The sequence below is a fragment of the Nitrospira tepida genome (assembly GCF_947241125.1).
GTDB classification, from domain to species: Bacteria; Nitrospirota; Nitrospiria; order Nitrospirales; family Nitrospiraceae; genus Nitrospira_G; species Nitrospira_G tepida.
The window spans coordinates 48,951-70,760 of sequence record NZ_OX365700.1 but is presented as its reverse complement, the minus strand read 5'-3'; the positions used below and the strand labels follow the sequence as shown (position 1 = coordinate 70,760).

Here is a 21,810-nt window from a genome sequence, read left to right as displayed (position 1 = left end):
AAACCTGCTGAACGAGAGTGAGGAGTAGATGGCTCGACTCATCGTCATCACCGATCCCGATACCGCGCTGGGTTTCCGATTGGCCGGTGTCGATGTGCGCGAAGTGGGCGCCCAGGAGGAGGCCGCCGAGCAACTACTCTCGCTCCTCTGCAGCAGAAAGGCCGGAATCGTGATCTATAACGAGGAGTACCGGTGGGGGCTTCCAGAGAAGAGCCTGAGCGAGATGGAGGAATCGGTGAGCCCGGTCTTCTATGCCATCCCGGTCTCTCAGGCCACACGTGAGGGAGACATGCGGGAGCACTATCTCGCCCGCCTCCTCCGGCGGGCGATCGGATATCAATTGAAACTCAAACGATGAGCGGAACGATCATCAAGATCTCGGGGCCGACCGTCCTCGCGCGGGGCATGGAACAGACCCGCATGTTCAATCGTGTCGCGGTCGGCAAGACAGGATTGCTCGGGGAGGTGATTCGTCTGCGAGGAAGCGAAGCGACGATTCAAGTGTATGAAGACACCACGGGCCTGATGCTGGGGGAAGAGGTGGCCGATGCAGGAGAACCGCTTCAAGTGGAACTCGGGCCCGGTCTGCTTGGCACCGTCTTCGACGGGGTCCAGCGTCCATTGAACGTGATCGCGGCCCAGTACGGTGATTGGATTGCGCGCGGCCTGACCTTGCCGGCCCTGTCCAGAGACCGACGCTGGGCGTTCACTCCGGTGGCCCGTCCCGGAACAGCCGTCGGCGGCGGAACCTGCGTGGGAGTTGTCCAGGAGACCGCAAAGATCGAACATCGCATCCTGGTCCCCCCAGGATTATCGGGAACGCTCTCCAAGATTGAGGGAGGCGCCTACACGATCGAGGAGCCGGTGGCCTGGCTCGATGGTCACGGTCCATTGACCTTGTTGCAATGCTGGCCGGTGCGGACGTCCCGCCCCGTCGCCGAACGGCTTCCTCCGGTCGTGCCCTTCATCACCGGCCAGCGGGTGTTCGACATGCTCCTTCCCCTTGCCTCCGGCGGAACTGTGATAGTGCCCGGCGGGTTCGGAACCGGCAAGACCGTGGTTGAGCAGACGCTCGCCAGGTATGCGCAGGCCGATATCATCGTTTACATCGGGTGCGGAGAGCGGGGCAACGAAATGACGGAGGTCCTGACCGAGTTTCCCCACCTGAAAGATCCCGCCACCGGGTTGCCGCTCATGGAGCGCACGGTCCTGGTCATCAATACCTCGAACATGCCGGTGGCGGCGCGGGAGACGTCGATCTACACGGGCATCACGATCGCGGAATATTACCGGGATATGGGCTATGCGGTCGCCCTCATGGCCGACAGCACGTCGCGCTGGGCAGAGGCGACGCGTGAGATTTCCGCCAGGCTGGAAGAGATGCCGGGAGAGGAAGGATATCCCACCTATTTGGCCAGCAAGCTGGCCGGATTCTATGAACGTGGTGGACGGGTCCGCTGCTTGGGAGAACCGGACCGACAGGGGGCGGTGACGATCGTCTCGGCCATCTCCCCACCCGGGGGCGACTTTTCAGAGCCGGTGACACAAGGCTCGATCCAGGCGGCCGGAGGGCTCTGGGCCTTGGACTCGGATCTGGCGCATCGGCGGCATTTCCCCGCCATCAATTGGAAGCGCAGTTTTTCCCTCTACACCCACGCGCTCGACCCCTGGTTTCAGACGCAGGTGGCTCCGGACTGGCCGCAGCTTCGAACCGAGTTGGCCGCGCTTCTCCAGAAAGAAGAAGACCTGCAGGAGGTCGTGCAGCTTGTGGGGATTGATGCGGTCCCGGATCAGGAGCGCATCGTGTTAGAGGTCAGCCGCCTCATACGAGAAGAGTATCTCAGACAGAATGCCTATTCCGACATTGACGCGGCCTGTCCGCTTGGGAAGCAGTACTGGATGCTGAAGGCCCAGATGGAGTTTCTCGCCTACTGCCAGGCCATGCTGAAGCAAGGCCGTCCGATCGAGCAACTCCTCGCCTCGCCGTTGAGAAGCGAGCTGGAACGCATGAAGGAGACGCCTCCGGACGATTGCATCCAGCAGGCCCGAACCATGATAGAGAACATGCAGCAGGAGGCACAGGCGTAGAGGGTGCGGCCGGAGGCGTCAGGTGGGCAAGTCGGTGGTGGAAGATGGATGATCTGATCACCCGCGAATATCGGACCGTGAGCGGCATTGCCGGACCGCTCCTCTTTGCGGAGAAGCTGACCAAGGCTTCCCTTGGAGAGCTGGTTGAGATCATTCTCGCGACCGGGGAGGCCCGGCGAGGTCAAGTCATCGAGCTGTCCGAACAGCATGCCGTGATCCAAGTGCTGGAGGAGACAACGGGCTTGGGAGTGACCGGGACCCGAGTCCGGCTCACGGAATCGGCCGCCGCAATGGATCTTTCGCCCGATCTCTTGGGGCGGCGCTTCAGCGGTGCCGGCGTCCCGCTCGACGGTCTGCCGTCGATCATTCCCGACGCCCGCGTGGACATCGTCGGACAGCCCCTGAATCCGGTCGCGCGCGACAAACCCTCGCATTGTATTCAGACCGGGATCTCCACGATTGACGCGCTGAACACGCTGGTGCGCGGGCAAAAGCTGCCGATTTTCTCCGGGGCCGGCCTGCCGGCCAAGGAAGTCGCCGCTCAGATCGTTCGCCACGCCAAGGTGCGGGGACAGCCGCCGGCCTCGGGAGGCCAAGAAGGGCGACAGTCCCCTTCGTTCGCGATTGTCTTTGCGGCGATGGGGATCACGTTCCGGGAAGCCTCGTTCTTTCTCGATGAGTTCGAGCGCGGCGGGGTCATGGAGCACACCGTCATGTTCCTCAACCTTGCCGATGACCCGACGATCGAACGGCTCCTGACACCGAGGTTTGCCCTGACCGTGGCTGAGTACCTTGCGTTCACGCTCGGTCGCCACGTGCTGGTCATCCTGACCGACATGGCCGCCTACTGTGACGCGCTGCGTCAAATCGCCACGGCCCGTGAGGAGATCCCAGGCCGGCGAGGCTACCCCGGGTATATGTATTCTGATTTGGCCTCTATCTATGAGCGGGCCGGACGGATCAAGGGCAAAGCCGGGTCCATCACGCAGCTTCCCATCGTCACCATGCCGGACGATGATCTGACTCATCCGATCCCCGATTTGACCGGGTACATCACGGAGGGACAGATTGTGCTGTCACGCGAGCTGCATCGCAAAGGCGTCTTTCCGCCCATCGATGTGCTGCCCTGCCTGTCGCGGCTGATGAATCTCGGGATCGGTCCCGGCAAGACGCGCGAGGATCATCGGGCGGTGGCTGATCAACTCTATGCCTGCTATGCCCAGGGGCGAGATGTCCGGCGTCTTGCCGCCATCGTCGGCGAGGACGGTCTGAGTGAGTCCGACAAGCGCTTCTTGAAGCTAGCCCAGGACTTTGAGCAGCACTTCGTCAACCAAGGATCGCGTGTTCGTGAGATTGAAGAGACCTTGGACCTCGGGTGGAAGTTCTTGCGATATCTGCCGCAAGAGCGGTTGACCAGGCTGAAGCCGGAGTTGATTGAACGGTATTACGGGCCAACGTCACACGTCACTCGGCAAGCGTCAATCGTACCTGAAGACAATACCGGCCTTACACGAATGACGATTGACGATTAACGACCTATGGAAAGCGTCGGCCGCACCAGAATGAATTTGTTGCTGCTGAAGCGGCGGGGCGAGGTCGTTCGGCGGGGACTGGAGCTGCTCCGCAGCAAGCGCGAGGCGCTGGTGCGGGAGTTCTTCGCCGTCATGGACCGTGCGGCGGAAAGCCGGACGCAAATGGAAGCCGTGATGGGGCACGCCCTGGCGACGCTGACGCTGGCGCTCGGCATGGAAGGCCGCGCGCCGCTCCGATCGGCCGGCCATGCGGCAAAGCGGACGTTGTCCATCGAATTGACCGAGCGCAACGTGTGGGGCGTCAGGTTTTCGGAAGTCCGCTACGCCCCGGTGGGCCGGGCGTGGGACGCCCGGGGGTACGCCCCCTCAGGAGAGTCCAGCTACGTGGACGAAACGGCGCGGCGCTTCGAACAGGCGCTGGAGCTGATCCTTCGCAGCGTGGCGGTGGAGATGCGGCTGAAGAAGCTGGGATCGGAAATCAAGAAGGTGACGCGCCGGATCAATGCGCTCAATGAAGTGGTGCTCCCCGCGCTGACCCGAGAGGTCAGAAACATTCGACAGGCCCTCGAAGAGCGCGAGCGGGAAGACCTGTTCAGGATGAAACGATTCAAGAGTGGAGGATAAAGGAGCAACATGGATTTCGAGCTGACCGACGAGCAGCGATTGATACGGGAAACGGCGCGGCGATTCGCCGAGCAGGAGATCGCACCGGTCGCGGGGGAGAACGATCGAGCCGGACGGTTTCCGCGTGAGTTGATCAACCGCATGGCTGCAATGGGTTTCCTCGGAGGGCCGATCCCAAAAGAGTACGGCGGCTCAGGTCTGGATTACATCAGCCACGCCATCCTCACCGAAGAGGTGGGACGCGCCGACTCCTCGCTTCGCACCACCCTGTCGGTTCAAGTCTCGCTGGTCGCGCTCACGATTTTGAAATGGGGAACGGAGGAACAGAAGCGTCGGCACCTGCCCGACCTGTGCGCCGGTCGGATGCTGGGCTGCTTCGGCCTTACAGAGCCCAACGCGGGCAGCGATCCGGCCTCGATGGAAACCACTGCCGTGAAGCGCGGGACCGCGTGGGTGCTCGACGGAACCAAGACCTGGATTTCGAACGGGACGGTGGCCGACCTGGCATTGGTCTTTGCTCGGACCGGCCCCGGCAACGGCCACGACGGCATTGCGGCCTTTCTCGTGGACCAAGGCACACCAGGGTTGGCAACGAGGCCGATCACGGACAAACTCGGGCTTCGCGCCTCGGATACGGGAGAACTGATCTTCAACAACTGTTCGGTGCCGGAGACGGCCTTGTTGGGAGCGGTCGGACAGGGCTTCAAAGTCGCCATGTCCGCCTTGGACAACGGGCGATACAGCGTCGCGGCCGGGTGCGTGGGCATCATACAGGGCTGTCTGAATGCCTGTACGGAATACGCCAAGACGCGCCGGCAATTCGGCCGGCCCATCGGAAGCTTTCAACTGGTGCAGGACATGATCGCCCGCATGGCGGTGGATTTGGATGCCGCGCGCCTGCTCGTATTCCGGGCCGGATATCTGAAGAACCAAGGTCTTCCCAACACGATCGAAACCTCCATTGCGAAGTACTTCGCTTCTGAAGCGGCGGGGCGGGCGGCAACCGACGCGGTTCAGGTCTTCGGGGCATATGGCTATTCCGAGGAAACGCCGGTCGCGCGGTATTACCGCGATGCGAAAGTGGCGACGATCTATGAAGGCACGTCGCAGATTCAGAAACTGTTGATCGGCTCGCACGTGCTGGGGATCAGGGCCTTTTCGTGAGCGAAGAGCATGGTTCCACCCGAGCAACGGTCGCCCAAGTATCCCGCCTGGCGAGTCACGCGTCTTGACCCCACATCCATCCAGATCGCAGAACGGCCGAGGGCATCAAGAGTGATGAGTCCGGACGATGGCGGACCCGCCCCGACCTCAACGAGTGCGTCGGACTCGGCCAGGAAGCTATTGTACGGGGATCACGGCGGACAGCGCTCGCGCAGTTCGTGTAGCCAGACCTCGGCGCGCGCGTCGCTGGGCGCGCGCCAGTCGCTGCGAGGCGACAGCGAACCGCCGGACCCCACTTTGGGGCCGTTGGGCATGGCCGAGCGCTTGAACTGGCTGAACTCGAAGAAGCGAACGATAAAGACCTCAAGCCACTTGCGCACAGTGGCGAGGTCGTATTCACGGCGTTGATCAACGGGGACTGTATCCGGCCACGCGCCGCGCAGGCGATCTCCCCAAGCCTTCCAGGCGAGAAAGGCCACTTTGCTGGGACGGTACCCGAACCGGCTGAAGTAGTACAGGTTGAAATCCTGCAGTTCGTAGGGACCAACGACAGCCTCCGCGCGTTGCGCCGGCTCGCTGCTCGCGCCAGGCACCAACTCGGGAGAGATGCGGGTGTTGACGATGCGCTCAAGCACCGTTCTGGTCCGTTGATCGAACTGCTGGGTCTTGATGAGCCAGCGGATGAGATGCTGGATCAGGGTCTTAGGCACGGACGCATTCACGCCGTAATGCGACATATGGTCCCCCACCCCGTAGGTGGTGTACCCCAACGCCAGTTCGGACAGGTCGCTCGTCCCGACGACGAGCGCCTGATGCATGTTCGCCAGCCGGAACAAGTGGGACGCGCGCTGGCCGGCTTGGACGTTTTCAAACGTCACATCGTAGGCCGATTCCCCACGACTGAACGGATGCCCAAGATCCTTGAGCACCTGTTGGGCCGACGGACGGATGTCGATCTCCTGACAGCCGATTCCCAGCGCCTGCATGAGTTCGCGCGCGTTCTCCTGGGTGAGGCGGCTCGTGCCGAAGCCGGGCAACGAGTACCCCAAGATGTTGGCGCGAGGCAGTTTCATCTGATCACAGGCGCCGACGGCCACCAAGGCCGCTTGCGCCGAGTCCAATCCTCCCGAAACCCCGATCACCACCTTCTCGATCCGAGTGGCCTCCAGGCGTTTGATCAACCCCTGGACCTGGATGCGGTAGACTTCTGCGCAGCGTTCGTCGCGGTGCGCCGGATCGCTGGGCACGTAGGGGAACCGCTCCACGGGCCGCTCTAGAGGGACCGCGCCCGGCGGAACCTCGAACTCGAACGTCACGCGACGCATGGGAGATGCAGCTTCACGCTGGGCCGCGCCGCAGTCGGTGAAGCTGGTCATCCGCATCCGATCCTGGCGTAGGCGATCAAGGTCGATGTCGGCCGTGATCAACCCGGGCTGCTTGGGAAACCGCGTCGACTCCGCCAACAGATCCCCATTCTCATAGATCAACGCATGCCCGTCCCACGCGAGATCCGTCGTGGATTCTCCCGGGCCGGCCGCCGAATAGAGGTAGGCGGCTATGCACTTGGCCGATTGCGAGGCGCAGAGCAGTTTGCGGTAGTCGGCCTTGCCGATCGTGATATCGCTGGCTGACAGATTGGCGAGCACCGTGGCCCCGGCTAAGGCCGCGTAGGTGCTGGGCGGAATCGGGACCCACAGGTCTTCGCAGATCTCGACGTGGAAGGCAAAGCCCGCGAGGTTGGCGGCTTCGAAGATGAGGTCGTTGCCGAACGGGACCGGCTCATTGCACACCATGATGCGGTTTGAACGCGCATGCCGAGCCGAGGCGAACTGTCGCTTCTCGTAAAACTCACGGTAGTTGGGGAGATACGTCTTTGGTATGACACCGAGGATTCTGCCCCGATAGATCACCAGCGCAGAATTGAAGAGCTTGCTCTCCGCCCGGATCGGCGCTCCCACAATCACCACGGGGATTAACTCGCGGCTGGCGTGAACGAGCTGGGAGATCGCCGACTCGACGGCGTCCAGCAAGGCGTCCTGGTGGAACAAATCCTCGTTCGAGTACGCGGACAGGCCGAGCTCGGGGAACAAGGCCAGCGCCGCCTTCTGCGCCGAGGCCGCGCGCGCAAGGGTCGCGGTCTGGTCCAAGTTGAATGCCGGGCGAGCCACGTCGACGCCTGGCGTGCAGGCCGCCACCCGAACGAAGCCATGCGAATAGATATTCTCGAACGGGGTCTTGGCGCCAAGCGAGCTCATCCGGCCCTCAGGTTCTTCACTTCTTCGGTCAGCAGCGGGACGATTTCAAAGAGATCGCCGACGATGCCATAGGTGGCGAGTTTGAAGATCGGGGCGTTGGGGTTATTGTTGATCGCCACGATCGTCCGGGCGGACGACATCCCGGCTTGGTGTTGAATAGCTCCCGAGATCCCGCAGGCAATATAGAGCTGCGGTGAGACGGTCTTTCCGGTGAGTCCGATCTGGTCGCGATGCGGCCTCCAGCCCGCATCGACCACCGCGCGCGAGGCTCCCACGGCGGCTCCAAGCGCCGCCGCGAGCTCTTCGAGCAGGATGAAATTATCCGGCCCTTTGAGGCCTCGGCCTCCCGAAACGATGATCGAGGCCTCGGTCAATTCTTTCTTGTCGTCCGCCGTTGCGCGTGCGTCGCGGATTCTCGCCATCGGTCGAGTGCCGTCGAACGAGACCGCGAGCCTTTCGATCGGAACATCGGATGCGGGCTTCGATTCCAACAGTGAGAAGATGTTCGGGCGGAGCGTCACGACCTGCATGAGCGGATTCGTCGGCTTCACCACCGCTCGCAGTTTCCCCCCATAGATCGGCCGGGTGGCGATCAGCGAGCCATCAGCCTCCATTTCCAGCGCCACGCAGTCCTGGATCACGGCGCTCTTGAGCCTTGCCGCTACCTTCGTAGCGAGGTCCTTGCCCATGGCGGTCGCGCCCATCAGGATGGCGACCGGCTTAAGCCCGGCGGCGAGGTCCGCCACAATTGTCGTAAAAAGTTCGGATGAATAAGACGAGAGCGCAGGGTCCTCCGCGATCACGATTCGTGAGGCCCCATGACTGGCCGGCTCTTGAGTGAGGGGGCTGACGGAGGAGCCGACAACAAGCGCGACCACGTCCCGGCCACCTGCCTTGCTCAGGCGGCAGGCCTGACCTAAGGCTTCGAGCCCCGCCTTCTTCAGATGGCCGTCGCGTTGCTCGCAGAAGACCAGGATCGGATTGGCCATTCCTTGCTCCGGACACCTCGCGTGCCACGTTTCCGTCAGATCACCTTCGCGTCCTCATGAAGCAACCGCACGAGTTCCGTGACCGCAGCGGTCGCGTCGCCGGAAATCATTCGAGCAGCCGGTCGCGCCGGCGGAGACTCCAGGCGAACGACTTTGACTTGTGCTGCGGCGGCGCCAACTGTCCCGGCTTCGAGGCCGATCATCTCCCGGTTCCAGATCTCCAGCGGTTTCTGTTTGGCCTTCATGATGCCGGAGAGCGACGGATAGCGAGGCTCGTTGAGGCCTTTCTGGCAGGTAATCAATGCCGGGAGCGGCGCCTCCACCACTTCGACCGCCCCTTCGATTTGGCGGTGGGCCACAATGCAGCGACCCTGGGCCCCGACTTCCAGCTTGTTCACCACCGCGACATGGGGAATACCGAGCATCTCTGCGACCTGAATTCCCACGGCCCCACAGTCGTCATCCACCGCCTGCTTGCCGAACAGCAGGAGGTCGAAGGACAGACGCCTGAGCGCCGCGGCCAGCGCCAGCGCCGTCGTATAGCTGTCGCCTCCCTCGAAAGCCGGATCACTCAACAAGACCGCGTTGTCAGCGCCCATCGCCAAACACGTTCGCAAGGCTTCCTCCGGCTTCTGAGCCGCATGCTGGCGCAGCGAAACAACGGTCACGTCTCCGGCGCCGAGCCGCTCTCTGATCCGGAGCGCCTCTTCAACGGCGAACTCATCGTAGGGATTTATCACCAGGCTGAGGCCTGATCGTTCGATATCGGTCCCATCGTCCTTGATGACGAGCTTCGAGTCGGTGGCCGGTACTTGTTTCACACAGGCGACGAGCTTCATCGGTCCGTTCCCCGTTGTCCGCAGTCCGCAATCCGTGGCCCGTCATCCGATGGCGGATAACGGAGGCCGGTATACGGCCTATTTACAGCCCCTGATAGCGCGGTCCTCCCTCCGCAGGCGCACGCCAGACGATGTTCTGCACCTGATCTCCCGGGACGACGTCGATGGGATCCTTGATCACGCAGGTCTTGCAGTGCACGCAGTTGGCGAAGTTGATCTGAATGCGGCATCCGGCTCTTTCGCCGACTACCTCATAGACCCCGGCGGGGCAGAAATGCGTACAGGGCGCGTCCCCGAATCGAGCGATACAGTCTGTCAGACAACGCGTTGGATCGAGGATCTGGATGTGTGAGGGCTGATCCTCTCGATGTTGCGTGCCAGAATGATAGACATCGGTCAGCTTGTCAACCAGCACTCCGGCGTCATACCGGGCCGGCGCGGAAACCCATCGGCCTCGAGCCGCTTGGTCGAGCGGTCGCAGGTGTCTGAAATCCTCCCGGACGCCTGCAGGCTTGGATGGACCGAGTCCGGTCCACATCGTCAGGCCTCCGAGGAGCAGGCCCGGCAGGCGACCGTAGGCGAAGGCACGCCGGAAGTTCCGTACCCGATACAAATCTTGGATGACGTACGAGGAGGCCAGTCGGGCTTCATAGGACGAGAGCCCCGCGGCGGACGCGTCGTTGTGCAGCAAGGCGTTGAATATCGTGTCGGCCGCCAACATGCCGCTTTTCATCGCATAGTGGATCCCCTTCAGATAGGGGACATTCAGCAAACCGGCCGAGTCGCCCACGAGCAACGCGCCGTCGACATACGGTCGCGGAACGGCAAAGTAGCCGCCCTCGGGGAGCGTCTTGGCTCCATAGGCGATGACCTCGCCGCCCTTGATGAACTGCTGAATGAAGGGATGCTTCTTGAGCCGCTGGAGTTGGGCGTGGACATCCATCTGCGGATCGTCCCAATCCAGCCCGCAGACCATGCCCACCGCAAACAGGTTCTCGTCGAGGCCGTAGCAGAACCCTCCACCGAAGACACGGGAGCCAAGCGGGTAGCCGATCGTATGCATCGCGAGACCCGGCGACCCTCCCGACTTCACTCGGATCACCTCTTTCACGCCCAGGGCGTAGGATTGCGCATGGCGGCCTTCGCGGAGCTTGAACCGATGGATCAAATCCTCGGCCAACGTTCCATAAGGGCCTTCGCCAAAAACGGTGATATTGGCGTGGATGTCGGTGCCCGGCTCGTAATTGGCTTTCCTGCCGCCGCCGGCATCGAGTCCCTTGGCGCCGGTTTGCACCCCGCGGACCGTCGTTCCGTCGTAGAGGATCTGCACTCCGCAGGTCTCGGGAAACAGGTAGACGCCAGCGGCTTCGACTTGCTCTGCAAGCCAGAGGTTCAATTTCTGGAGGGAGCCGATATAACAGTGGTCCTGCCGGTCGGAAGGTGGGAGCAGCGCATTGGGCAGCCGGACCGACCCTTCGGTCGTGAGGTACCGCAGGCCGTGCCGCGTCACGTGAAGCGAGAAGGGAAAGCCTCGCTCGCGATAATCCGGCAGCAATTCTTCCAGCGCGATCGGATCGAAGATGGCGCCCGAGATCGCATGCGCGCCGACATCGCGCCCCTTCTCGATCAACGCGATTCGCGGGGCCAGAGGAGGGCCCGATGTCTCGCCGGCGGAAACCAGAGCGTTATGGTTCGCGATGAGCTGAGTCAGGCGAAGCGCCCCCGAGAGGTTGGCCGGCCCTCCCCCGACGAACAGGATGTCCACTTCAAGGATCTGCAGGGCTTCATCCATCGACCTGTCCTCTGAAGGCCCGTGCCACCAGTTTGACGGTCAGCCTTTCCCGCCCAGCCTTCGGAGCGTGGGTGAAATATCATCAGGAGCGAGCACCGCCTCAATCAGTAAGACCCCGGTCCGTTCACCTGCCTGCCTCAGGGCGGTTCTGAACTCCTCCGGTGTATGCACGCGTGTGCCCTCGGCCCCTAAGGCCCTGGCCACCGCCACATAATCCCAGGGATGGATATCCCACACGGCCCGCCTTCCCCCCAACGCCTCCAGACTTCGATATCCTCCGTTGTTGAGCACAATGATGATCGCGTCGACCCCATACCGAACCAACGTCCCAAGCTCCATGCCGGTCATCTGAAACCCGCCGTCGCCCACCAACGCCACCGGTCGAGAGTCCGGGACGGCCAGCCCCGCGCCCAACACAGCCGGCACGCCAAACCCCATGCTTGTATAGTAGCCAGGGTTCAGGATGGTCTCGGCATTCAATGCGACCGACCCGAACAGGCAGTCGCCGGTGTCCGTCGTGAAGATATAGCGACTGTCGTCCAGGCAGCTCAACTCGGTAAAGACTGCGGCGACCAAGGACTGATTGTCCGGTTCCGGGGGTTCCGGCCGATAGTCATTGCGAAATTCCCGCGATTTGATCTCCGAGTGGTTCAACAACGCGGGCAGAATCTCTGCGAGCCCGATGTGGTGATACCGGTGCCGGCTGATGACAACCTCGTCGGCCAACACCTGCATCAAGGTCCCGCGAGCGATCACGCTCGTGAATCGTCCGGTCTCGGTGTCGGTCAGCCATACCCCCAACATGAGCAGGCAGTCGGATCCCTCAACCATCTCCCGTGCGTACGGATGGCTGGCCGCGCCCATATAGGTCCCGATGAAATTCGGATGATGCTCTGGAAAGACCGCCTTTCCCATGAACGAAGTGGCCACCGGCAGGTTGTAGCGCTCGGCTAGTCTGATCAGGTCATCCCGAAGACCCAGTCGCATAATTTCGATACCGGCTAGAATCGCCGGGGTCTGGCTCCGGTTGAACCGTATTGCAATTTCTTGCATGGCCTCCGTCAACGCCGCCTGATCCCGCTGCGGAGCAACTGCCGTCCACGCCTCGGCTACGCCGATGTCGGCCCACGCCATGTCGCGAGGGATTTCCAGATATCCCGGCCGCTTTTCGCGCTGCATCGCATCGAGCACCCGGTCGATCTCGCGAGCCGCGGTCTTCGGATCATCCAGGACTGCGTTGGCGGCGGTCATCTCTGCGTACACGCGTCGCTGGGTGTCGAACGTCTTGACCTTGTGATGGATCAGCAGATCTGGGTCCCGACCGGCCATATCGGGCGCGCCGCTGAGAACGAGCACCGGAGATTTTTCCGCGTAGGCCTGGGCGATCGGATTGACCATGTTGAGGACGCCGGCGCCGTAGGTACCGATCGCCACTCCGATCCCTTTGAGGCGCGCGTAGGCATCAGCGGCGAATCCGGCTGAAGGCTCATGGGTGGTCAGGATCGAGCGGATAGGACTGTCCGCTAGCGCTTCGTAGAGCGGGAGCACATGATCGCCTGAGATGCCGAATGCATGGGCAGCACCAAGGTCGAATAGTCTCTGGAGCAGTAAGGGAGCCAGACGCATGGCAGCCTCATTATACCGTGCGCATCGCCCGGCGCATCAATTGTTCGCAGGCCCTGCTGCTCATCCTCGTTATAAAAGATGTCAGGGCTGTCCCTTTCGACGCTCGGAGAGATAGCGATACATCCCTTCGACATTCTCGGGGAACCATTCCGCGTATCGTTGCCACTGCTCGTACTTGGGAAGACGGACGGTCTTCTTCGCCTCCTCCAGGCTCGCGCCCTTCTGCACCTGCTCCTGCACGGCGGCGCGAAGATCTTCCAGATAGCCGCGAAAGAGGCGCGCATGCTCCTTCTTGCCGACCTTGCCATGGCCCGGCACGAGCGTCTCGAAGTCCAGTTGCTCGACTTTCTTCAGCGACTCGATCCAGTCATCGGGATAACCGTCCGGCAGAGCCCGGTAGGCGACGGTTTCAATCGGAATAAAGTCCACCGCGAAGAGCAGTTTGTTCTGGGGAAGCAGCACCACCAGGCTGTTGTCCGAGTGGTTCCGGCCGGTGTAGATCAGCTCGACCCGCTTGCCGCCGAGATCGATGAACAGCCGATCGGTAAAGGTGAGATCCGGGACCGGAATCTTCGCATCCGCTTCTTCCAGAATTTTCGGTCTGGCCGCGGCATGGCTGACGAAGACGGCCGTGTCGGCGAAGACGCTCCCCCCGGTGATGTGGTCGTTGTGATCGTGGCTATAAACCACATACCGCACCGGCTGGTCGGTGAGCTTCTTGATTTCGCCCTTCAGCCAGGTCGCGGCCTCCAGGCTGATCGGATCGGTGACGATCACGCCTTTGGGCGTGGTAATGAAGATGGACTGGTGGAAGCGGTGCCGAAACAGATAGACGTCATCGGCCAGCTTCGTGATCTCATCGTCGGGACGGGACGATTGAGCCGCCGCTTCAGATGATTGGCCCGAGAGCCATCCGGCCAGGAGCAGCAGGAGTCCCCACAGGGCAAGATGGCCCCGCGGTCTTGTTTCGGTTTTGATCGCGCAAGAACGGCTCACTGTGCGGTCTCCGCTTGCCATGTCCCTCCTCCTGTCCAATCGCCGTGATCATTTCCTATGGCTCGCATTGCGTCCCCCTCTCACACGGCCTGTTGCCGAGCACCCATTGCATTCGCAAAGCGCAATGGGTCCCGGAGCAACGGGCACCCCGGAGAGGAGACGGTGAGGGGAGACAGCTCACCACCCAGGGTCACCCGCGGAGCGGAACATTTTCTGTCGCATGTATCGGTCGGCTTTCCGCACTCCGCAAGCGGGACTCGCCGTCTCCCTGCGGCTGCGCGGGCGGCGAGGGGGATGCCGAGGGTCCTCCCGGTCGCGCAGCGCTGCGCGGGGTGAGTTTCCGAACGAGCACGAACAGCAACGGCACAAAGACAACGGCCAGAAACGTGGCCGCGATCATGCCGCCCATCACCCCGGTTCCGATCGAATGCCGGCTGGCTGCGCCCGCCCCGCTTGCGATCACCAGCGGAACCACGCCGAGAATGAAGGCCATCGAGGTCATCACGATCGGACGGAACCGCAGCCGTGCCGCTTCCATCGCCGCGTCGCGCAGCGGCATGCCATGCTCATAACGCTGGTTGGCGAACTCCACGATCAGGATCGCGTTCTTGGCCGAGAGGCCGATTAGCGTCACCAAGCCGATCTGAAAGTAAATGTCGTTCGACATGCCCGAGAGCCACACCGCCGACAGGGCGCCGAACACCCCGAACGGGACGGCCAGGATCACCGCGAACGGCACGGTCCAACTTTCATATTGCGCGGCCAGCACGAGAAACACCATGAGGAGCCCGAACCCGAAGGCCAGCACCGATTCGGCGCCGGCCTTGCGCTCCTGGTAGGAGATGCCGCTCCAATCAAGGTCGAACCCTTGCGGAATCAGGACGTCCTGCGCGGCCCGCTCCAAGGCGTCCAAGGCTTGGCCGGAACTGTAGCCCGGCGCCGCAGCGCCCAGCACGAGCGCGGTATTGAAGCCGTTGAAGTGCGTCACCGGGTCGGGGCCGCTGTTGTAAGTCGTCGTCACCACCGTGTCGAGCGGGATCATGCTCGGTCCTTGCCCGTTCAGCGCGCGCACGTAAATCTTGCTGATGTCGGCGGGAGTGGTCCGGTATTGCGGTTCCGCCTCGGTCTGCACGCGGTAGACGCGGCCGAACTTCACGAAATCGTTGATGTAGAAGTTGCCGAAAAAGGCCTGGAGCGTGTCGAAGACTTCCGAAATCGGCACGCCCAGCGCCTTGGCCCGCTCGCGGTTGATCTTGGCCTGCACCCGTGGCGCGCTGACCCGGAAGCTCGAACTGATGGCGCCGATCGCCGGATCCTGCCTGGCCTTCGCGACAAACTGCTCGGCCGCCGCGGCAAACTTCTTGAAGTCCCCGCCGCTCGGGTCCTGCACCTGCGCCGAAAACCCGCCTGTGGCGCCCAATCCTCTGATGGACGGGGCGTTAAAGGCCAGGATCAGCGCCTCCGGAATCTTGGCAAATTCCCGGAACGCCCCGGCGATCAGGGTCTTAATATGGTGCTCCTTGCCCGTTCGCTCATCCCAATGTTTGAGGGGCGTGAACATGGTCGCGGTATTGGTGCCTCGCGTGTTGAAGACGAAGTTCTGTCCCGACAGGCCTTGCGTGCCGTAGACCGCCGGCAAGCCGAGGTAGTACGCCTCGATCTTGTCGAGGACCGCATCAGTCCGCTTCTTCGAGGCGCCGTCCGGCAACTGCACGATCGTAATGAAGTACCCTTGATCCTCTTCCGGCAGGAAGGCCATCGGGATGGTCCTGAACAGGAGGACGGCGAGCGCGATCACCGTGGCGAACAGGGCCAGCGAGAGCAGGCTGTGCCGCAGCGTCAGGCCCACGACCGTGCCATAGCGAACCTGGACCCAATCGAACAGCCGGTTGAAGAGTCCGAAGAAGCCCTTCGGTTGGCTATGACCCGGCTTCAGCACCAGAGCGCAGAGGGCGGGGCTGAGCGTCAAGGCCACGAAGCCCGAGATCATGACGGAGAGCGCGATCGTGATCGCGAATTGCTTGTACAGTTGGCCGGTGATGCCGCCCAGGAATCCCACCGGCACGAAGACCGCGCAGAGCACCAGCACGATCGCGATCACCGGTCCGGTCACCTCACCCATGGCTTTCTTCGCCGCCTCCTTCGGCGAGAGCCCGTTCGCCATGTGGCGTTCCACGTTCTCGACGACCACGATGGCGTCATCGACGACGATCCCGATGGCCAGGACCAGGCCGAAGAGCGTCAGCGTGTTGATCGAAAACCCGAGCGCCGCCATGCCGGCAAAGGTGCCGATCAAGGACACCGGGACCGCCGCGGCGGGAATCACGGTCGCGCGCCAGCTCTGAAGGAAGAGGTAGACGACCAGCAGCACCAGGATCATGGCATCCCGTAACGTGGCCACGACCTCTCGGATGGAGACCTCCACAAAGCGCGTCGTGTCGTAGGGGATGTCGTAGGTCACGCCGGGCGGAAAGACCTTGGCGAGCCGGTCCATTTCTTCCCGAATCCGCTTCACCGTATCGAGGGCATTGGCGCCGGGCGAGAGAAACGTGAGGAGCAGGGCGGTCGGCTTTCGTTTGTAGCGGCCTTCGAGCACATAGGACTGCGCGCCCAGCTCGATCCGCGCCACGTCCTTGAGCCGGACGATCGAGCCGTTCGGCAGCGCGCGGACAATCATCTCCTCGAACTCGCCGACCTCCGACATCCGGCCGTCCGTGATGAGCGGGAGGGTCAGCTCGGTGCCGCCCGGGATGGGCTCCCGCCCGACCGTCCCGGACGGGAAATCCCGGTTCTGCTCCCGCACCACCGTGATGATGTCCGTCGGCGTCAAGTTCAATTGCGCCATGCGCACGGGGTTGAGGATCAGCCGCATGCTGTAGTTCTGCTGGCCATAGACCAGCGCATCGCCGACGCCGGGCAATCGCTTGATGTTGTCGATGATGCGCAGGATGGCGAAATTGGCCAGGGTGAAGGCGTCCTGTTGCGGGTCGGCGGATTGCAGGACCATGACCGCCAGCAGGTCGGGAGACATCTTCTTGACGGAGATCCCCTGGCGGATCACTTCCGGCGGCAATTGCGGCTCGGCCAGCTTCTGGCGATTTTGCGTCTGGACCTGGGCGATATCGACGTTGGTGCCGATCTCGAAGGTCAGCCGGATCGTCACGTGCCCGTCGTTCGTGCTCGTCGAATCGAAGTACAGGAGGTTGTCGATGCCTGGCAGTTGCAGCTCGATCGGCCGCGCCACGGACTCGGCCGCCACCTCGGCGCTGGCGCCGGGGTAATCGGCTTCGATCTGGACCATCGGGGGCGTGATCGGCGGGAATTGGGAGACGGGCAGGACCTGCATCGCCACCAGTCCCACCACGACGATGACGATCGACAGGACCGACGAGAAGATCGGCCGGTCGATGAAGAAGGTCGGACTCATGGCGCGTCCTATTGAGAACCGTGGGGACCGGGCGGTAGCGGTGCTGTCCCTTCCGCCGGGGCCTTCGGCGCCGTCGTCGTTTGCACGGGCTTGACCTGAGCGCCCGGGATCACCTTCTGGAATCCATCCACCACGACCCGCTCGCCCTCGCGCAACCCATCTTCAATGAGCCATTCCTTGTCCCGCCAGACGGAGGCCTTGACGTCGCGGAGCTCCACCTTGTCTCCCTCGCCGACCACATAGACCACCGGCCCCTTGGCGCCCTGTTGCACGGCCCGTTGCGGAACCAGGATGGCATTGGGCTTGGAGACCCCGTGGAACTTCACCGTCACGAATTGCCCGGGCATCAGCACGCGATCGGGGTTGGGGAAGACGACCCGCGCCTGCCGCGATCCCGTTTCCGCGCGCAGGCCAACATCGGCAAAATCCAGAATGCCCTGGTGCGGGTAGACCGTGCCGTCCACGAACGTGATCACGCCCGTCAGTTGGTAGATCCCCGGATGCTGGATGCGCTTGGCGATGATGTCGCGCCGGCGCTTGAGCAGGAAACTCTCGGGCGCGCTGACGATGACGTACATGGGGTCCATCTGATGAATCACGGTCAGCAGGTCCGTCTGGGCCGTGACCAGCCGGCCTTCGTAATAGCGGGTCCGTTCGATCAAGCCGTCGATGGGTGCGACGATCAGCGTATTGTCGAGGTCGAACTTGGCCTTCACCACGTCGCCCCTCGCCGCTTCGAGCGCCGCCTTGGCCGCCAGTTCTTCGGCCACCGCGTCGTCAAGATCTTTTTGACTCACGGCCTGCTCGGCCAAAAGCGGCTTGACGCGGGCCAGGTTTTGACGGGCCTGCACCAGCCTGGCTTGAGATTGGGACACCCGCGCCTTCGCACTGAGATAGGCGGCTTGAAAGGGGACCGGATCGATGCGATAGAGCGGATCGCCTTTACGGACATCGCGCCCTTCGGTGAAGAAGCGCTCCTTCATGATCCCCGTCACCTGCGAACGGATCTCGACGATCCGGGAGGCCTCCGCCTGCCCGATGAACTCCGGTTCATCCGGAACCGTTTGGTACGAAACCGGGAGGACCTGCACTTCAGGAACGGGGCGGGGAGCAGATGAGGCTGGCTCTTGCTTGCACCCGAGGAAGCCGGCGATCAGGAACGACAGGGCAAACCATATCGTGAGACTCGTAGCGGCCTTGCTGATCATACGTGATTATCCTGTGATCATTCGCGCGACAAGAAAGCCGATTCGACATTCCATCTCTTCGCTGTTCGTTCGATGCTTTGCCGCACGGCTAAATGCCGACGATGCACCGGGTCGATGGTCTCGACGGACACCCGCGGATGTCGCTTCAATTCGTCCTCCACCAGCGCGGCCGCCATGCCCGTATAGTTGCCGGGACGCACACTGCCCTTGAGGATCACCAGACGAATCCTGTCGGATGAGCGTTCCATCGGTCCCCGATCTTAGCCCTTCGTTGTTCCAATGATCAACGGACGCTTGCTCGCAGCGAAGGGCCGTCTCGCCTGAAACCCTCTGGAATTTGGTTCCATCATTGACGGTCCGTCAAGGCCTCTCCTCGACCCGTTGCTCGCCCAAGCCGAGGCGGAGCGCCTCGATGTCCAGCTCCTGTTCCAGGCGATGGAGCACCTCGTCGCTGATCGTGCCCTCGTCGCGGAGCCGGATCAGGGCCAGCCGTTCGGCGGTGAGGGTCTCCTGCCGCAGCCGGAGAAAGGCCTTGTTCGTCTCCTTTTTGCACTCGGGGGCCACGTCGGCAGAGGGCGCGAACCGTTGCCGGCGGCGGCCATAGTGGAGGCGCAACCGTTCCAGGTGATCGCGCTTCGGCCAGTCCCGATGATCCCGGTCGGTTGCCCGGATGCGCCAGGGCGCAACCGTTCCAGGTGATCGCGCTTCGGCCAGTCTTCCTCTGTCAGCTCGCTCAAGCGGGACAGCGCCGCGCCGGCCGCCCGCGCACCCGCGTAGAAAAGTAGAATGTCCCGCTTTACACCCATGCCGGGACACCGGGATAGGCTGACCAGATTTGCAGTGTTTGTCGGGCTCCGGAAGGCTGAGAGATTTCTTGCTAAGTACCAAAAAAGATTATTAGAATTGGCCGAAAGCAAGAGGCTGGTTGGCCGGGACAGGCTGACCAATCTACTTAATAGTTAGGGCGCCACTCGCAAGATTTGCAGTCGATCGGGGCCGCCGGTTACAATACACATTGGGCGAAAAGGAAACGTCGCCAAAACAAACGGGCCAATAGAGAGCGGCACATAAGACGCTAAATCAGGCGCAACAAATCCGCCAACCGAGAGCGGTAGATAAGACGCCACCAAAAGCGCAGCCAACCCCGCCAAAAAGAGAGCCCTCCTCAAGCGCGACTCCAAGTAAAGCCCAATTCGTTGCAACAGGCACCTGGGCTCATTCGTCGTTCGAGCGCAATTCCCATTCTCCTGCTGTCATCGTGACGACTGGCCGGAGGGGAACGCGTTCTTCACTTGGGCAATCGCAATCTGAGGAGGTCGTTTATGCGACAGAAATTTGTCATCGATGGGCGCATGTACTACTATCACGACTCCAACTGGTACGATGAGAAAACTCAAATCCAGATCCCGGTCATCGAAGCCAACAAGGTCAATGCTCTCGTCCGGGAATATCCTGAGCTACTCGCAGCAATCGCTGCCGAAGAGCGAAAGGAGCAGGTCGAACGGCATGAGTTGCGCCTGAAGGACCTGGGTGGGGGGTACAGGGGATCGGGACCTTCTACTCGATGGTCACATCGATGGGCGCACTGCTGGGCCTGTCACCACCCATTGGACAGCGCTGTGGATCCTGAGTGTTCCGTTTGCCATTGGATCTTGTGCCGTTGTGGCGCATGTGGCTGCGGCTATTGCTATTATGGATGGCATGCGGCCTAACCAGGCGTTGGAGCCGACGCTGCGCTTGGTGTTATCGTTCCTAGCGCGGCGCGGCTCAACGCCAATCGGTTAGATTTGGGGTCAGTCATGGGTATTGACTTTAACGCCAGCAGCGAGATCGGGCGGAGGTTGTCGCGAAAGTCGCGCAGGGAGGTGAAGTAGGCGGCCGCCCAGAGGATGGGCGGCAGGAACACCAGGAAGACCAGGTCCGGGTTGAGCGCGACGGTGGGCACCCCCGGGATGACGGCCAAGAGGAGCCCACCGATCACCAGCAAAATCGGGTAGGGGATCAGAATTCTTTGCGCGACCGTCGTCAGGGCCAGGACGACGGCCAGCAGCAGGATCACGATCTCAAGCTGATGCAGACTGTCCATTCGCCTGCCGCCGCCGAACGCCGTCACGACGCAAGACGCGTCGGCTCATTTTTCGATGTCGAACCCGTCGTTCTTCCACCAGCGCCAGCCGCCGTCCAGCTCCATCACGGGATAGCCTTGCTTGGCGAACTCCACCGCCGCCGTCGCCGCCAGGTGGCACACCTGGGAATAGCAATACAGGACATTGATCTTCTTTTTGTCGAGCTTGGCCTTGACCAGCTTGGCATTGTCCCATTCCGTCTTGGGCAGGTTGACGGCTCCTGGAATGTGGCCTTCCGCATAGTCCTCGGCGGCCCGCACATCGACGATGTGCACCGGCTGGCCCTGCTTCACCCATCGCTCCAATTCGACCGGCCCGGTCGTGAAGGCCATCTTGTCCTGAAAATACTTCTTCGCTTTCGCTGCGCTGGGAATCTTGACTGTCGTGGCCATGGTTCTCCCCCTGTCATGCGGTGACGGTGATTTGATTATGATGATGCCGTTGACGCGCTGATTCGCAACCCCACTTCATCGAGGTGCTGGAGCAATTCACCCGGGTCCTGGTAGACCCGGTAGGCGCCGGCCCGTTCCAGCTCTTCCCGCCCGTACCCGCCGGAGAGCAGACCCACCGACAGTGCAAAGGCCCGCCGGGCTGCCAAGAGGTCCCAGACGCTGTCCCCGACGATGACACATCGATTCATCGGGACGCGGAGGCGCTTCGCGGCCGCGAGAAACAGGTCGGGATCGGGCTTGGCGAACCGGACATCGTCGCGCGTGATGATCGGCACGTCCGTGCTTAGCTTCAACAACCTCAGCGCGTGCCGCGCGCTCTGGAGCCGCCCGCTGGTCGCGATGGCGTGAGGAACCCGATGGGTCCTCAACGCATCCAGCAGTTCCAGCGCGCCCGGCAGGACGCGGAGCGACGGGGCCTGTTTGGCGTAGACCTCGGCATGCACGCCCTGGATGCGCTCGACATCCTGCTTCGAGAGGGATCGTCCGGTTTCCCGCGATAGCGCCGCCAACATCAGGCCGCCGCTCATCCCGATCTGCCGGTGAATCCTCCAGACGGGCAGCTCGATGCCTGCAGCTTGCGTCGCCTCCCTCCAGGCTAGGACATGCTGGTAGACACTGTCCACCAATGTTCCATCGAGGTCGAACAGAAAGGCGAGGCCTCTGTTGCGGCGAAGCGCCCGCTCCATCACCTC

The 21,810-nt window shown here is 62.4% G+C and carries 19 protein-coding genes; 6 read left to right on the top strand and 13 right to left on the bottom strand.

The features are described 5' to 3' along the window. Window positions 1–28 precede the first annotated feature (28 nt). From QWI75_RS00295 to QWI75_RS00275, 5 genes are read left to right on the top strand one after another with little or no spacing between them, the layout of a single operon-like run. Window positions 29–358 carry a V-type ATP synthase subunit F gene (locus tag QWI75_RS00295; RefSeq protein ID WP_289266680.1) on the top strand — a complete coding sequence of 110 codons (330 nt, stop codon included), beginning with the start codon at window positions 29–31 and terminating at the stop codon, window positions 356–358. Continuing rightward, complete coding sequence (locus tag QWI75_RS00290; protein WP_289266679.1) at window positions 355–2,088, top strand: V-type ATP synthase subunit A; 1,734 nt, start codon at window positions 355–357, stop codon at window positions 2,086–2,088. Before QWI75_RS00295 ends, QWI75_RS00290 begins: the two co-directional genes overlap by 4 nt. A gap of 44 nt (window positions 2,089–2,132) precedes the next feature. Next, entirely contained in the window at window positions 2,133–3,620 is a 1,488-nt protein-coding gene (locus QWI75_RS00285; RefSeq protein ID WP_289266678.1) for a V-type ATP synthase subunit B, read from the top strand. A gap of 6 nt (window positions 3,621–3,626) precedes the next feature. After that, window positions 3,627–4,244 (top strand): V-type ATP synthase subunit D, encoded by a 618-nt coding sequence (locus QWI75_RS00280; RefSeq protein WP_289266677.1) that lies wholly within the window; start codon window positions 3,627–3,629, stop codon window positions 4,242–4,244. Window positions 4,245–4,253: 9 nt separating this feature from the next. Beyond that, the gene (locus QWI75_RS00275; protein ID WP_289266676.1) at window positions 4,254–5,408 is read left to right on the top strand and encodes an acyl-CoA dehydrogenase family protein; all 1,155 of its coding nucleotides are present in this window, start codon (window positions 4,254–4,256) and stop codon (window positions 5,406–5,408) included. Between the two features lie 191 nt (window positions 5,409–5,599). On the opposite strand, the gene QWI75_RS00270 is transcribed toward QWI75_RS00275, so the two are convergent. The 10 genes from QWI75_RS00270 to QWI75_RS00225 form a co-directional block, all read right to left on the bottom strand. Next, window positions 5,600–7,663 (bottom strand): NAD(+) synthase, encoded by a 2,064-nt coding sequence (locus QWI75_RS00270; RefSeq protein WP_289266675.1) that lies wholly within the window; start codon window positions 7,661–7,663, stop codon window positions 5,600–5,602. Beyond that, window positions 7,660–8,652, bottom strand: coding sequence for an electron transfer flavoprotein subunit alpha/FixB family protein (locus tag QWI75_RS00265; RefSeq protein WP_289266674.1), 993 nt, complete (start codon window positions 8,650–8,652; stop codon window positions 7,660–7,662). Before QWI75_RS00265 ends, QWI75_RS00270 begins: the two co-directional genes overlap by 4 nt. 35 nt (window positions 8,653–8,687) lie before the next feature. Then, window positions 8,688–9,491: an electron transfer flavoprotein subunit beta/FixA family protein gene (locus tag QWI75_RS00260; protein ID WP_289266673.1), complete on the bottom strand. Its 804-nt coding sequence runs from the start codon at window positions 9,489–9,491 to the stop codon at window positions 8,688–8,690. Between the two features lie 82 nt (window positions 9,492–9,573). Further along, window positions 9,574–11,283 carry an electron-transfer flavoprotein:ubiquinone oxidoreductase gene (locus QWI75_RS00255; RefSeq protein ID WP_289266672.1) on the bottom strand — a complete coding sequence of 570 codons (1,710 nt, stop codon included), beginning with the start codon at window positions 11,281–11,283 and terminating at the stop codon, window positions 9,574–9,576. A gap of 39 nt (window positions 11,284–11,322) precedes the next feature. After that, the gene (locus tag QWI75_RS00250; protein WP_289266671.1) at window positions 11,323–12,909 is read right to left on the bottom strand and encodes an alpha-keto acid decarboxylase family protein; all 1,587 of its coding nucleotides are present in this window, start codon (window positions 12,907–12,909) and stop codon (window positions 11,323–11,325) included. 81 nt (window positions 12,910–12,990) lie between these two features. Then, window positions 12,991–13,926, bottom strand: a complete 936-nt coding sequence (locus QWI75_RS00245; protein WP_289266670.1) for an MBL fold metallo-hydrolase — start codon at window positions 13,924–13,926, stop codon at window positions 12,991–12,993. A 169-nt stretch (window positions 13,927–14,095) separates the two neighbouring features. Further along, window positions 14,096–17,332 carry a multidrug efflux RND transporter permease subunit gene (locus QWI75_RS00240; RefSeq protein WP_289266669.1) on the bottom strand — a complete coding sequence of 1,079 codons (3,237 nt, stop codon included), beginning with the start codon at window positions 17,330–17,332 and terminating at the stop codon, window positions 14,096–14,098. A gap of 8 nt (window positions 17,333–17,340) precedes the next feature. Further along, on the bottom strand, window positions 17,341–18,540 hold the full coding sequence (locus tag QWI75_RS00235) for an efflux RND transporter periplasmic adaptor subunit (RefSeq protein ID WP_289266668.1): 1,200 nt from the start codon (window positions 18,538–18,540) through the stop codon (window positions 17,341–17,343). 17 nt (window positions 18,541–18,557) lie between these two features. Then, window positions 18,558–18,788, bottom strand: coding sequence for a hypothetical protein (locus QWI75_RS00230; protein WP_289266667.1), 231 nt, complete (start codon window positions 18,786–18,788; stop codon window positions 18,558–18,560). A gap of 112 nt (window positions 18,789–18,900) precedes the next feature. Beyond that, window positions 18,901–19,155: a hypothetical protein gene (locus QWI75_RS00225; RefSeq protein ID WP_289266666.1), complete on the bottom strand. Its 255-nt coding sequence runs from the start codon at window positions 19,153–19,155 to the stop codon at window positions 18,901–18,903. A gap of 707 nt (window positions 19,156–19,862) precedes the next feature. Between QWI75_RS00225 and QWI75_RS00220 the strand changes: the two genes are divergently transcribed. Then, the gene (locus tag QWI75_RS00220; RefSeq protein ID WP_289266665.1) at window positions 19,863–20,252 is read left to right on the top strand and encodes a hypothetical protein; all 390 of its coding nucleotides are present in this window, start codon (window positions 19,863–19,865) and stop codon (window positions 20,250–20,252) included. On the opposite strand, the gene QWI75_RS00215 is transcribed toward QWI75_RS00220, so the two are convergent. The 3 genes from QWI75_RS00215 to QWI75_RS00205 are packed head-to-tail and all read right to left on the bottom strand — an operon-like array spanning window position 20,249 to window position 21,804. After that, window positions 20,249–20,626, bottom strand: a complete 378-nt coding sequence (locus QWI75_RS00215; RefSeq protein ID WP_289266664.1) for a cation:proton antiporter domain-containing protein — start codon at window positions 20,624–20,626, stop codon at window positions 20,249–20,251. The genes QWI75_RS00220 and QWI75_RS00215 overlap by 4 nt on opposite strands. 45 nt (window positions 20,627–20,671) lie before the next feature. Continuing rightward, window positions 20,672–21,058 (bottom strand): rhodanese-like domain-containing protein, encoded by a 387-nt coding sequence (locus QWI75_RS00210; RefSeq protein WP_289266663.1) that lies wholly within the window; start codon window positions 21,056–21,058, stop codon window positions 20,672–20,674. A gap of 35 nt (window positions 21,059–21,093) precedes the next feature. Further along, window positions 21,094–21,804 carry an HAD family hydrolase gene (locus QWI75_RS00205; RefSeq protein ID WP_289266662.1) on the bottom strand — a complete coding sequence of 237 codons (711 nt, stop codon included), beginning with the start codon at window positions 21,802–21,804 and terminating at the stop codon, window positions 21,094–21,096. Between the last annotated feature and the right edge of the window lie 6 nt (window positions 21,805–21,810).